Below are 13,508 nucleotides of genomic sequence, written 5' to 3'. Positions count from 1 at the left end.
GGAAAGACGACTATGTTCAAGAGAAAGGGGGCTCACGCATGCTTCAACCTTTTCGTCATGCGCTCAAGGATCAGACGCCACTATATGTATTTGTAGCTGTGCTCTTTCTGATGGGTGTTGTTTTTGGTGCGCTAATGGTTAATGCACTGACTTTAGAGCAACAGCAGGATTTATCTCGGTATCTTGGGGATTTCTTCGTATCAGTGAATCAAGGAGGGACTGAGTTTAATCAGTTGGATTTTTGGGCTGTGGCGGCGCTACATTTGAAGTGGCTGGGCCTGATTTGGATTTTAGGACTTTCTGTCATCGGTCTTCCAGGTATTCTGATTCTTGATTTCCTGAAAGGAGTTCTGATTGGATTTACGGTGGGTTGTCTGGTTGGGCAATTCACTTGGTCTGGGTTATTATTCGCCCTTGTTTCAATTGCACCGCATAACTTAATTATTATACCAGCCTTACTTATAGGTAGTGTTGCAGCAATCGGATTCTCGTTAGGCATTATCCGAAGTAGGGTGTTGATGAACCGTAGTGGAAGCGTAGCGCGTCCTTTTCTGTCCTACTCAGGCCTAACGCTCGCAATGGTACTGGTAATCCTGGCGGCGTCATCCTTTGAAACATGGGTTACCCCGGTGATGATGAGTTGGGTTACTCCTATGTTGGAGCAGGTTCTAAACCCTGTGTAACTCTAGTAAAATGTTTGACTTTGTTGTTTGACTCCCCCTATAATGAAAGAAGTGATCAAAGAGAAATTAATGCACGGCGATTCCTGGGGGAGGGACATCATGGAAGCAAAGATCGATAAAATCAAGCAGCAGCTACAATCCCACGGTTACAAGTTGACACCCCAGCGGGAAGCCACGGTAAGGGTACTGCTAGAGAATGAAGAAGATCATCTAAGTGCGGAAGATGTATTTATGCTTGTAAAAGATAAAGCTCCGGAAATCGGTCTTGCGACTGTTTACCGTACACTAGAGTTATTGAGTGAATTGCATGTCGTGGAGAAGATTAATTTTGGTGACGGAGTTGCCCGGTACGATTTGCGGACGGACACATCGAAACATCATCACCATCATTTAATTTGTGTACAGTGTGGGGCAATGGATGAAATCCGTGAAGACTGGCTTGGAGAGCTGGAGGAACGATTGGACAAAGAGTTCAATTTTACCGTTAGTGATCATCGCCTTGACTTTCATGGCATTTGCCATCGTTGTAAAGACAAGAATGGTGATAACCAGGATAAAAGTACTGATTAATCAATGGAATCGAGAAGCTTCCCATGGCCACCTGAGCTGTGTGAGGCTTTTTTTGGCCTGTAAGTCGTAGCCAGCAAAGAACAAGTCATAACCATAGCTAACATACATAATAGCCACATCTCTTTTATATACTGATATAAGCGAGTCCCATGCAATGAGCAAATGGGTTGATGGGATGGCATTTCGGTTATATAGGAAGAGGGAGAGATTATGGTAATTTCATTGCGGAAGTGGCTGCGATCGCTTAAATATTTGATAGCCTTTATCGTATTAGCTTATATCATGTATAGGGTTCTTGGGCTGTTGGAAGGGTATATATTTCCGATGGACAAGTACCGTATTCCAGATGGATCCGCCGTCAAAGCGTTTCGTTCCGGTACGGATGGGGACAGTGCCGTTGGTGTAATGTCGGAAAGATTAAAGTTATTTTTCTGGTATGGAGAATAAGCCCAACAGCAGGGAATTACGTAGGAATGTTGAATTATTATAAATAGACTTATCCTATAGGATAGGACTTATGGTGGATGAAAGGAGGCATGAGAAATTGGAACAATATGTAGCCTCTTTTATTTCTCATTTAGCAGATCAGAAAGGACTTAGCGGTGCGACTTTAGAGTCTTACTCTAGAGATTTGAAACAGTTTGTTGCCTATCTCGATGATCGAGAGACGAGCAGTTTTCGTGAGGTTACTCGGGCAGGAATTTTGCTCTATTTCTCTGCAATGAAGGAATGGGGAAAAGCGCCTGCGACGATCACTAGAGCCGCGGTATCCCTACGAGCGTTCTTTCAATTTCTTGTTCGTGAACGACTTGTTGATCAGGATCCATTTCTAATGATGGACATGCCTAAGAGCGATAATAAAACTCCTCAGACTCTTACGGTGGAGGAAACGGAAAGACTGCTGGAATTACCTGATGTAACCAACCCGCTGGGTATGAGAGATAAGGCGATGTTGGAGCTCTTGTACGCTACGGGCATCCGAGTGTCTGAGCTCATCTCATTAAAGGTGGAGGATGTAGATACTGGCCTAAGATTTGTACGCTGCTCCGGAACAACCGGCAAGGAGCGGATTATTCCGATTGGCGGTATGACTGCTGATTGGATGGAAAGGTACTTGCTGGAAAGTAGGCCACAATTGAGTCATGATGAGAGTCTTGGTGCTCTATTTCTCAATAGCCGCGGGATAGCTATTAGCCGCCAGGGATTTTGGAAGATTATTAAGAAATATGGTCAAGAAGCCGGATTTGTTATCGATATTACGCCCCACACGTTACGTCATTCCTTCGCTGCGCATTTAATTGCCGGAGGGGCTGACTTAAGGTCGGTTCAGGAAATGTTAGGACATGCTGATGTTTCGACAGTACAGATTTATTTGAATAAATCTAAGCCGAATATTAAATCCGTATATGATTCATTTCACCCCCGAGCGAAGAATGCTTTTATGACTAATGGGGATAACTTAACTAACCGCTAAGAAAAGAGGAGTGAATGAAAATGGATAATAATAACAAGTTTAAGAAGATTACTGTAATTGTACTTGATAGCGTGGGTATTGGAGAATTACCGGATGCGAAGAAATATGGCGATGAGGGCTCACATACTTTAGGTCATATTTTAGAGAAAGTGCCGAACACCAAATTACCGAATTTACAGAAGTTAGGGCTTGGGAATATTGCTGAGTTGCCAAATCTAAGCGCGGTAGAGTCTCCAGCTGCTTCTTATGGTAAGATGGCTGAAATCTCCACAGGTAAGGATACGATGACCGGACATTGGGAATTGATGGGCCTTAAGATTTCTACTCCATTCCAAACGTATTCGGAAGGATTTCCACGTGATTTGATCGCTCGCTTTGAAGCAGAGACAGGACGCAAAATGATTGGTAATAAACCGGCATCGGGAACCGAAATTCTTGATGAACTTGGGGCAGAACATATGGAAACAGGGGCGTGGATCGTATATACTTCAGCAGATAGTGTGTTTCAAATTGCTGCACACGAGGAAGTTATTCCTTTGGCCGAGTTATATCGCGCATGCGAAATTGCCCGCAGACTCACGTTAGAACCGGAACATACCGTGGGCCGAGTTATTGCCCGTCCTTTCGTTGGCGAGCCAGGTAATTTTAAAAGAACATCCAATCGCCACGATTATGCAGTGAATCCACCGGAGCCAACGGTTCTTAACGCCCTGAAGAATGCAGGGAGAGATGTAGTCGCTGTTGGGAAAATCAACGATATTTTTAGTGGAGAAGGTGTGACAGCATCCCATCCGACCAAGAGTAACCGTCATGGCATTGATGAGACAATTGCTCTTATGGGACAAGATTTCTCAGGCCTATTGTTTACGAATTTAGTTGACTTTGATTCCTTATACGGTCATCGGAGAGATCCAGAAGGGTACGCTCGTGCTCTGGAGGAATTTGATGCTTCATTGCCGGATTTGATGAATCAGGTAGGAGATCAAGATTTACTCATCATTACGGCGGATCACGGAAATGATCCAATTCATGCAGGGACGGATCATACACGGGAATACGTTCCATTACTTGTTTATAGCCCAGGGTTAACTCAGTCAGTTGATTTGGGTATTCGTGCGACATTCGCGGATCTTGCGGCAACGATTGCAGATAACTTTGGCATCAACGGTACGCAGCATGGGAAAAGTTTCCTAAAACAATTGAAATCATAATTAGGAGTGAAAGTAATAATGACGACTTTAACGCAAGACATGATCAGAGAAGCTGCACAATACATCAAATCAAAATCTCCAGTATCCCCAGAGATTGGACTTATCCTAGGGTCTGGTCTAGGTGTTCTAGCTGAGCATATTGAAGAAGCGGTAAGTATCGCTTATCAAGATATCCCTCATTTTCCACAATCAACTGTTGAGGGACATGCGGGCGAATTGCTAGTTGGTTCACTTCAAGGAGTACCCGTTGTACTCATGAAAGGCCGTTTTCATATGTACGAAGGTTACGGCCCAGAACTGACAGCCTTTCCCGTTCGAGTCATGAAGGAGCTTGGGGTATCGAAACTACTCGTAACCAATGCTGCAGGTGGTGTTAATACTGCTTATGAACCAGGGGATTTAATGCTGATTTCTGACCATATCAATATGACTGGTAAGAATCCGTTAATCGGACCTAATGACAATGAACTGGGTCCAAGGTTCCCTGATATGTCGCAGGCTTATAGTCGTAAACTACGCGAGACAGCCAAGCGGGTCGCCATAGAACAGGGTGTACAGCTTCAGGAAGGTGTTTATGCTGGACTCCTTGGTCCAACTTATGAGACGCCAGCTGAAATTGTAATGCTTCGTACACTAGGCGCGGACGCAGTTGGAATGTCCACCGTTTCAGAAGTTATTGTAGCCAGACATGCGGGAATCGAAGTGCTCGGTATTTCCTGTATTAGTAATATGGCATCTGGTATTCTTGATCAACCGCTATCGCATGTTGAAGTGATGGAGACAACTGAGCGGGTTCGTGAGAAGTTTCTAAGTCTTGTACTGTCAATCATTCCTGAATTGTAAATCTGGAAGGTGATGAAACTGATGAGAGCCGTAGATCTGATTCGAAAAAAGAGAGATGGCTTGGAGCTTAGCAACGAAGAGATTGGCTTCTTGATTCAAGGTTACAGTGTAGGTGATGTTCCTGATTATCAAATGGCGGCTTGGGCCATGGCTGTATACTATCAAGGTATGAGTGCGCGTGAAACGGCTGATCTGACGCTTCATATGGCTGCTTCAGGAGATATGGTTGATCTTAGTTCGATTCATGGTCTTAAGGTCGATAAGCACTCTACAGGCGGTGTAGGCGATAAGACAACCATTGTTCTTGGGCCACTTGTTGCCGCTGCTGGCGTGCCAGTGGCGAAAATGTCTGGTCGTGGACTAGGACATACTGGTGGAACAATCGACAAGCTAGAAGCCATCTCAGGCTTCTCTGTGGAGCTTGGGAAAGAACAGTTCTTCAATCAAGTGAATGAGATCGGACTTGCTGTTGTGGGTCAGAGCGGCAACATGACACCTGCGGATAAGAAGCTGTACGGTCTACGTGATGTGACAGCAACGGTGGATTCAATTCCACTCATTGCTAGTTCCGTGATGAGCAAGAAAATTGCGGCGGGTGCAGATGCAATCGTTCTTGATGTCAAAACGGGTAGTGGAGCTTTTATGAAGACGTTGGATGATTCCATCCGTCTTGCTAAAGCGATGGTCGATATAGGGACACAGGTCGGAAGAAGCACGGTTGCGGTAATCAGTGATATGGATCAACCGCTCGGATATGCCATTGGTAATGCACTAGAAATCAAAGAGGCTGTAGCAACTCTGAAGGGTGAGGGCCCTGCAGACTTAGAAGAGGTTTGCCTGATATTAGCCTCGCATATGCTTGTGTTGGGTGGAAAGGCAGAGTCGGAAGCTGAAGCGCGAAAGATCCTTCAGGAGAAGCTAAGCAGTGGCGAAGCACTGGACAAGTTAAAAGCCTTAGTTCAAGCCCAAGGTGGAGATATCACTCAAATTCATGATCTACAATTACTCCCTCAGGCCGAAATTATTGTCGAAGTCAAATCTTCGAGTGATGGTTTTGTGGAGTCTATACAAGCTGAGGAGATTGGAATTGCCGCAATGTTACTGGGCGCTGGACGAGAGACAAAGGATTCTATCATCGATCTAGCGGCAGGTGTAGTCCTTCACAAGAAGATCGGTGATCCGGTGGCCTTAGGTGAAACATTAGCTGTTCTGCATCTGAATGAGGCGCATAGGGCCGGGTGTGAAGAAGCGGGGAATAGAGTAAGAGAGGCATATGGTATCTCTACGGTTAAAGTGCAAAGACGCCCCCTTGTATTTGCTCTCGTAACACCGGAAGGAATAAAGAGATTCTAGGTTGAGATAGAGCCTGAATTGCTGCGAACCGTAGCATTTTCAGTAATCCGAATCAGGGTTACCGGAGATGCTACGGTTTTTTTGTGCTATAAGGAATATTTTACCGTGATATGGATGATACTAGGTTATCAGAATTAAATGTATGTCTAAGGGGGATTAATCATGAAAAAGGTAATGTTGACGTGGATACTCACGTTGATATTGGTAGTCTCGGTCTATCCTGCATCTATTAACGCAGCACAAAGCCGACTTCATGAAGACGATGATGGTACCGTACTTGCGGAGAGTGCCCGTTCTGCTATTTTGATGGATGCCGACACAGGTACCGTGATTTACGAAAAGAAAAGTCATGAGAAGTTACCACCTGCTAGTATTACAAAAATCATGACAATGCTCCTAACTATGGAAGCCATTGACAAAGGTTCGTTGAAATTAACGGATAAAGTTAGGGCGAGCGAATATGCCTCATCCATGGGTGGTTCACAAATTTTCCTTGAACCTGGGGAAGAGATGACCGTTGACGATATGTTAAAAGGGGTAGCAATGGCATCAGGTAATGATGCATCTGTAGCTCTGGCCGAGAAAATCGCTGGATCGGAGAAGGCTTTTATAAAGCTGATGAACCAAAGAGCAGAACAACTGGGTATGAAGGATACACATTTCGAAAATTGCAATGGCTTACCCGTTGCGAATCATTATAGTTCGGCTAATGACATCGCTGTTATGAGCCGAGAGTTGCTCAAATATTCAATTATTACAAAGTACACAGGTTCCTATCAGGATTATTTACGTAAAGATTCTGCAAAGCCCTTTTGGCTGGTAAATACCAATAAGTTAGTCCGTTTCTATAGCGGCGCAGATGGTCTTAAGACAGGGTATACATCCGAAGCGAAGTTCTGTTTGTCAGCTACCGCTACACGGGATGGGCTAAGGTTAATCGCGGTTGTGCTTGGAGAACCAAATACAAAGACAAGAAATAATGAAGTTTCGGCCATGTTTGACTATGGATTCTCCCAATATTCATTACAGCCAATTTATAAAGCGGGTGAAGTCGTCAGCAAAGTGAAGGTGCAAAAGGGTAAAACAGCCCAACTTGAAATAATTGCACCACGTCAACTGAGCGTTCTTGTTAAAAAAGGAGCGGCGGAAGGAATCACCCAGAAGGTAGTTGTGCCTGAAAAGGTCAGTGCACCTGTGAAAGAAGGACAGGTAATTGGCAAGCTGGTTGTTTACCAAGATGGTAAGGTATTAACCGAGTTTGAATTGAAAGCACCCTCAGCGATTGATAAAGCAGGTTGGTGGACATTGTTTAAACGAACGGCATCACACTTGTTTTTTGTAGATTCATAGGAGTTTTCTTCTAGTTTTGTCACAGAGAAGGATTATATCAATTACATGTAGAAATGTGTGTTCATGTCAGAGAGGAGAGTGAACAGACGTGAATTTGCATGCGGAGATGGAAAGAACCCGCGATACGTTAATTGTACGTTTAAGTGGAGAGTTAGATCACCATACAGCGGATGATGTACGGATGCGTATGGATGAAGAACTTGGTCGTGCTGGTTGCCGTCATCTTGTATTAAGCCTGAAATCACTTCAGTTTATGGATAGTTCAGGGCTCGGAGTTATTCTGGGGAGATACAAGTTGATCAAGCAGAGAGGTGGCAGAATGGTATTATGCGACGTCAACCCGTCGGTGTACCGACTGTTTGATATGTCAGGTTTGTTCAAGATTATGTCCATATTCGAGAACGAAGAAGTGGCTCTCTCTGATTTGGAGGTGGCGCTATGAGTTCAACTGAAGGTAACTTTATGTCGCTGCATTTTGCTGCGAGGTCGGAGAATGAATCGTTTGCCCGCGTAACCGTAGCGGCTTTCGTGTCTCAACTCGACCCTACTATGGATGAGATTACTGATTTAAAGACGGTAGTTTCGGAGGCGGTTACGAATTCCATTATTCATGGCTATGATGGTAATCCAGAAGGTGTCGTGATCATTTCTGCAAGTATCGAGGACGACACGGTTACATTGATCATTGAAGACAAGGGACGAGGCATTGAGGATTTGGAGTTGGCTAAACAGCCACTTTATACGTCAAAGCCTGAGTTGGAACGCTCGGGTATGGGCTTCACAATCATGGAGAATTTCATGGATGAGTTCGACGTCTTCAGTGAGGTCGGTGGTGGTACCTCCATTCGAATGAAGAAACGGATTGTATCCAAGAAAGCTTTATACAATTAGGGGTTGGGTCTATGGATGCTGATGTGAAGCAAACCTCGCGAGAGTTTCTAAACGACACGGAAGTGAAGCGGTTGATTGCTCTGAGCCAGTCTGGCGATAATGGAGCAAGGGATCGGCTGGTTAATAGTAATATTCGGCTGGTCTGGTCTGTAGTGCAGCGGTTTATGAATCGAGGATACGACCCAGATGATTTGTTTCAAATCGGTTGTATCGGTCTATTAAAGTCGGTTGATAAATTTGATCTTAGTTACGATGTGAAGTTTTCTACGTATGCGGTACCCATGATTATCGGAGAGATTCAACGTTTTTTACGTGATGATGGAACTCTCAAAGTTAGCCGCTCTCTCAAGGAGATGGCGAATAAAGTTCGCAAAATGAAAGATGAGTTATCTAAGCATTTGAATCGACTTCCAACGATAAAAGAGGTCGCTGAAGCACTCGGGGTATCCCCTGAAGAAGTGGTATTTGCTCAAGAAGCGAATAAACCACCAGCTTCCATTCACGAAACAGTATTCGAGAATGATGGAGATCCCATCACGCTAATGGATCAAATTGCCGATGAGTCTCAAGAACGATGGTTTGATAAGCTCGCTCTACATGAAGCGATTGATGGTTTGAATGAACGTGAGAGGCTTATCGTGTATTTGCGATACTATCGCGATCAGACCCAGTCTGAAGTTGCAACACGGCTTGGGATATCTCAAGTACAGGTGTCCCGGTTGGAGAAAAAAATATTGCAAAGCATTCGTGACCAGATCGCTCAATAATCAATGCATAACATTAAAAGCGGCTTCTTCAGGGACCTTTCCCGAGGAGCCGTTTTTTTGTTATGTCAGCGAGTCAGTGGGACAGAGTAAAAATGAGTATGTCTTGGCATACTATGCACAATACGGCAGTTAAGGGGTGAATTTAATGGGGATAAGACCCGCCTCTATTATATATTTACGTCTTCGCAAACAGGTAGGACTCCCTCCAGGATCTCCGATTAAACTGGGGGACGTTGCCCGCGTGTTAGCTGAACCAGATCAGGAGGCAAAATTGCTGAGTCTGGTTCTTGTTCGGCCAGAGAGTCGTGATGGAAATTTGATCGTTATTGATATGTTGCATGTCATTAGAGTCATCAGAGAACAGTTTCCTGAAATTCAGGTCGAATTTGTCGGTGAGCCGCATGTGTTAGTCGAACTAGTTAGCAAAGAGAAGAAACCATCTCCAATCCTATTTGTGCTCGTCTGGTTACTATTGTTCTTCGGTGCTGCACTAACGATTATGAACTTTCACGCAGATGTCAGTATGCCTGAGGTACAAGTCCGTATCGTTGAAATGATCACGGGGGAACGAGACGAGCATCCTTACTTGTTCCAGGCGGCTTATTCCATGGGACTCGGACTCGGGATGATTGTTTTCTTTAACCATTTATTCAAAAAAAATTGGAATGAGGAACCTACCCCGCTTGAAGTTGAAATGTTTCTATATCAGGAGAACTTGAATCATTACATCATAGCTGAGGAGTACAAGAAAATGCCGAATGATTCCGTACGGGAGAAAGCTCCTTGACCCCCTTAGTATCGGGTCTAGTTTCTATTTTTCTTGGATTAGCGGGGGGCGTTGCCGTAGGCGGTGGTGTGATAGCGTTGTTTATCGTTCTGGATGTAATTCCGAGGCTGGCTCAAGTTACTAAAACGTATAAAAAAGTTCACTGGTACGAAGGTGCGATGGTATGTGGCTCGTTTATTGGAACAGTAGGCGATTTCTGGAATTGGCATATTTCTGGCCCATGGATTGGGAGCGGGATTGTCGGATTACTTAATGGGATATTTGTTGGGATGCTTGCTGCTGCACTTACAGAAGTGCTTAACGTTCTTCCGATTCTGGCCAAAAGATTGCGAATGCAGCGTTATTTGTTAGGTTTACTGCTTGCGATGGTATGTGGTAAGGTAGCGGGTTCATTTTTTGAATGGTTTATCTACAGGTCATAAATCGTTAGGGAGGAATGAGTAAATGGGACGGACAACCGCGAATGATGAGAAAGGGCTGCATAATGTTGATAGTGATGCGATGCGGCGTAAGAAAGAGAATGAGGAATCCGACTCTATAGAAGAGTCCATTATATATTGGCAGAAAACAGACGAGATCAATGATTCGCTAGAGATTACAAAGCAGACTCTCAAGGAAGTTATAGGACTTGGTGAAAGCTTTGATATTGAATTCCGTGAGATGACGTTTGGGGGCAGAAAAACAGCGCTATTCTACATTAGTGGATTTGCTAAAGATGAAATAATGCAGGATGTACTTAAAAGACTAACGTATTTGGAGCCGGACAGTTTGTCTAAAGATGCACTCCAAAGACTACTTGATTTGTATATTCCTCATATTCAAGTGATGACCTTTGAGAAATTAAGTGAGGCTGTAAACAAGGTAATGACGGGAATGAGTGCACTGTTCATCGAAGGAGTACAGGCAGCAATCGTTATGGATACCCGCTCTTTCCCATCACGGAGTCCAGAAGAACCTTCGCTAGAAAGGGTTGTTCGAGGGGCAAGGGATGGATTCACGGAGACTTTACTATCCAACGTGACACTTGTAAGACGGCGACTACGGGATCCAGGCGTTAAATTTGAAGCCATGACTGTTGGACGTCGTACGCGGACGGATGTTGTTCTTTCCTATATCGATGATATTGTAGATAAAAATTTGGTGGATGACGTACGGAAGAAGATTGAGGAAGTGAATATCGACGGGATCCCACTAGCGGACAAGCAACTGGAAGAGGCAATCCTTCATAAAGGTTGGAATCCTTATCCCCTCGTACGTTACTCTGAGCGTCCTGATGTCGTGGCGTCACATATGATGGAAGGACGCGTGGTTATTTTTGTAGACACCTCACCGAGTGTCATTATTCTCCCGACTACCTTCTTTGATCTATGCCAACATGCCGAAGAAAATAGACAAACAGCCTTTATGGGAACTTATCTGCGATGGGTTCGTTTCTTCGGCATATTTGCTTCCCTATTTCTACTCCCGATCTGGCTGTTAATAGTTGTTCATCCCGAATTGAAGCCGGCTGCTCTAGCATTTATTGGTCCACAAGAACAGGGAAATATCCCGCTGATCGCTCAGTTTATATTTGTAGAGATTGGCGTAGATCTTCTAAGAATGGCTGCAGTACATACCCCGACACCGCTAGCTTCGGCGATGGGTTTGATCGCAGCTATCATGATCGGCGATATTGCAGTAAAGACGGGGCTGTTCGTTAATGAGGTTGTGTTGTATATGGCCGTGGCAGCAATCGGTATGTTTGCAACACCGAGTTATGAGCTGGGTTTAGCTAATCGAATCGTACGGCTTATACTACTCGTTGCGGTCGCCATATTTGGTGCATCTGGCTTTATTGTAGGTGTTACTGCATGGATTGTGTTCCTTACGTTACGACGCTCCTACAATTCTTCGTATATGTGGCCGTTTATTCCGTTTAATGCAAAAGCAATGGCGGCTGTTCTGGTACGTGTACCGGTCTTAACTTCTAAGCTCAGACCGTCAATAAATAAGACAAGAGACAATACGAGAATGCCAACTGATGAGTAGATAAACAGGCCGTCCTACAAAGAATACAAATGATATTCACAAAAATCCATTTTTCAGTTTGCTAGTTGTTTGCTATACTGGTGTAAAAATTGAAAGTGGAGGCCTGCATAGATGTATTTACACGGTACGAGCAAAATAAATGCAAAAGCTCATTTAGAAATTGGCGGTTGTGACACTGTAGAATTGAAAGAAACTTATGGCACTCCGTTGTACATCATGGATGAAGCTCTTGTTCGGCAAAGATGCCGCGAATATATGGGGGCTTTTAGAGAATCAGGTCTGACGTTTCAGGTTGCTTTTGCGAGTAAAGCTTTCTGTGTAATGGCGATGTGCCGACTTGTCGAAGAAGAGGGACTATCCCTTGATGTTGTCTCAGAAGGTGAGCTTTATACAGCCCTTCAAGCTGGCTTCCCTGCAAAGCGTATCCATTTTCATGGAAATAACAAAACACTTGCCGAATTAGAAATGGCTTTATCAGCAGGTATCGGTTGTTTTGTAGTAGATAATTTTACTGAGCTTCACATGCTCCAGGCGCTCGCAGCGGATAAAGGTATGAACGTCAATGTTCTTCTGCGTGTTACACCTGGGGTGGAGGCTCATACACATGAATACATTTCTACAGGGCAAACAGATTCCAAGTTCGGCTTTGATATCGCAAATGGATCGGCATTTGAAGCGGTACAGCTAGCTTCAGAATGTTCGAACTTGAATTTACTTGGTCTTCATTCTCATATTGGATCACAAATCTTTGAGGTTGAAGGATTTCAATTGGCAATCGAACGAGTTGCAGACTTCTCGAGAGAAGTGAAGCAAAAGCTAGATGTTATCTTTAAAGTAGTGAATCTGGGTGGAGGTTTCGGCATCCGTTATACAGCTGAAGATACGCCGTTGAAAGTATCCGATTACGTTAAGTCAATCACGGATGCTGTGAAGACATATTTTGCCGATGTCTACGCTCAACTACCAGAGATCTGGGTTGAACCGGGCCGGAGTATTGTCGGGGACGCCGGAACGACCTTATATACGGTCGGTACGATGAAGGACATCCCAGGTGTGCGTAAATACGTAGCTGTGGATGGCGGCATGACAGATAATCCTCGTCCAGCATTGTACGATTCCAAATATGAGGCAACACTAGCAAATCGTGCTAATGATCTTGCCGAAGAAACGGTCTCAATTGCGGGTAAATGCTGCGAAAGTGGTGATATGCTCATTTGGGATTTAGAACTTCCTAAGGCTAACAGTGGTGACCTACTTGCTGTTGCTTGTACTGGAGCATACAATTATGCTATGGCGAGCAATTATAACCGAATTCCTCGTCCTGCTGTTGTATTCGTTAATGAGGGTACTAGCGATCTCGTCGTCAAGAGAGAAAGTCTACAGGATATCATCGCAGGCGACTTGATTCCAGAACGGATTTCAAAGCAACCTTCGCTTAAATAAGGGTATTTATTCAGGTATTCTTCTTTAATTATTTGAACTTCCTTTGCAAGTCTCTTTGCTCCTTGTGCGATTTCATAGTACACTGTAATAGGTTCAATTTAAGAGACA

The 13,508-nt window shown here is 44.3% G+C and carries 15 protein-coding genes; all 15 read left to right on the top strand.

All coding sequences use genetic code 11. The annotated features are described in order from the left end of the window. The first annotated feature begins 38 nt into the window (after positions 1 to 38). Complete coding sequence (gene spoIIM / locus NST85_RS18720; RefSeq protein ID WP_127190928.1) at positions 39 to 683, top strand: stage II sporulation protein M; 645 nt, start codon at positions 39 to 41, stop codon at positions 681 to 683. Between the two features lie 99 nt (positions 684 to 782). Next, a complete protein-coding gene (gene fur, locus NST85_RS18715; RefSeq protein ID WP_127190927.1) occupies positions 783 to 1,253 on the top strand; it encodes a ferric iron uptake transcriptional regulator in 471 nt (156 codons plus the stop codon). A 210-nt stretch (positions 1,254 to 1,463) separates the two neighbouring features. Then, entirely contained in the window at positions 1,464 to 1,700 is a 237-nt protein-coding gene (locus NST85_RS18710; protein ID WP_127190926.1) for a DUF4227 family protein, read from the top strand. A 97-nt stretch (positions 1,701 to 1,797) separates the two neighbouring features. After that, positions 1,798 to 2,727 (top strand): site-specific tyrosine recombinase XerD, encoded by a 930-nt coding sequence (gene xerD / locus NST85_RS18705; RefSeq protein ID WP_341190077.1) that lies wholly within the window; start codon positions 1,798 to 1,800, stop codon positions 2,725 to 2,727. Between the two features lie 20 nt (positions 2,728 to 2,747). Next, on the top strand, positions 2,748 to 3,938 hold the full coding sequence (deoB, locus tag NST85_RS18700; protein WP_341190076.1) for a phosphopentomutase: 1,191 nt from the start codon (positions 2,748 to 2,750) through the stop codon (positions 3,936 to 3,938). An 18-nt stretch (positions 3,939 to 3,956) separates the two neighbouring features. Then, entirely contained in the window at positions 3,957 to 4,781 is an 825-nt protein-coding gene (locus NST85_RS18695; RefSeq protein WP_127190923.1) for a purine-nucleoside phosphorylase, read from the top strand. 21 nt (positions 4,782 to 4,802) lie between these two features. After that, positions 4,803 to 6,134: a pyrimidine-nucleoside phosphorylase gene (locus tag NST85_RS18690; protein WP_341190075.1), complete on the top strand. Its 1,332-nt coding sequence runs from the start codon at positions 4,803 to 4,805 to the stop codon at positions 6,132 to 6,134. A 162-nt stretch (positions 6,135 to 6,296) separates the two neighbouring features. Further along, complete coding sequence (locus NST85_RS18685) at positions 6,297 to 7,484, top strand: D-alanyl-D-alanine carboxypeptidase family protein (protein WP_341190074.1); 1,188 nt, start codon at positions 6,297 to 6,299, stop codon at positions 7,482 to 7,484. Positions 7,485 to 7,572: 88 nt separating this feature from the next. After that, positions 7,573 to 7,926, top strand: coding sequence for an anti-sigma F factor antagonist (gene spoIIAA, locus NST85_RS18680; RefSeq protein ID WP_127190920.1), 354 nt, complete (start codon positions 7,573 to 7,575; stop codon positions 7,924 to 7,926). Continuing rightward, on the top strand, positions 7,923 to 8,375 hold the full coding sequence (gene spoIIAB / locus NST85_RS18675) for an anti-sigma F factor (protein ID WP_341190073.1): 453 nt from the start codon (positions 7,923 to 7,925) through the stop codon (positions 8,373 to 8,375). The genes spoIIAA and spoIIAB overlap by 4 nt, the downstream gene beginning before the upstream one ends. A gap of 11 nt (positions 8,376 to 8,386) precedes the next feature. Beyond that, complete coding sequence (gene sigF / locus NST85_RS18670) at positions 8,387 to 9,142, top strand: RNA polymerase sporulation sigma factor SigF (RefSeq protein WP_127190918.1); 756 nt, start codon at positions 8,387 to 8,389, stop codon at positions 9,140 to 9,142. A 145-nt stretch (positions 9,143 to 9,287) separates the two neighbouring features. Further along, positions 9,288 to 9,929, top strand: coding sequence for a stage V sporulation protein AA (locus NST85_RS18665; RefSeq protein WP_341190072.1), 642 nt, complete (start codon positions 9,288 to 9,290; stop codon positions 9,927 to 9,929). Continuing rightward, positions 9,926 to 10,351, top strand: a complete 426-nt coding sequence (locus NST85_RS18660) for a stage V sporulation protein AB (RefSeq protein WP_341190071.1) — start codon at positions 9,926 to 9,928, stop codon at positions 10,349 to 10,351. The genes NST85_RS18665 and NST85_RS18660 overlap by 4 nt, the downstream gene beginning before the upstream one ends. A gap of 79 nt (positions 10,352 to 10,430) precedes the next feature. Further along, complete coding sequence (locus NST85_RS18655; RefSeq protein ID WP_370877670.1) at positions 10,431 to 11,957, top strand: spore germination protein; 1,527 nt, start codon at positions 10,431 to 10,433, stop codon at positions 11,955 to 11,957. Between the two features lie 111 nt (positions 11,958 to 12,068). Next, positions 12,069 to 13,400, top strand: coding sequence for a diaminopimelate decarboxylase (gene lysA / locus NST85_RS18650; protein WP_341190070.1), 1,332 nt, complete (start codon positions 12,069 to 12,071; stop codon positions 13,398 to 13,400). Positions 13,401 to 13,508: the final 108 nt, after the last annotated feature.

This window comes from Paenibacillus sp. FSL K6-2524 (assembly GCF_038005525.1).
GTDB classification, from domain to species: domain Bacteria; phylum Bacillota; class Bacilli; order Paenibacillales; family Paenibacillaceae; genus Fontibacillus; species Fontibacillus anaericanus.
This window is presented reverse-complemented; position numbering and strand designations above follow the sequence as displayed.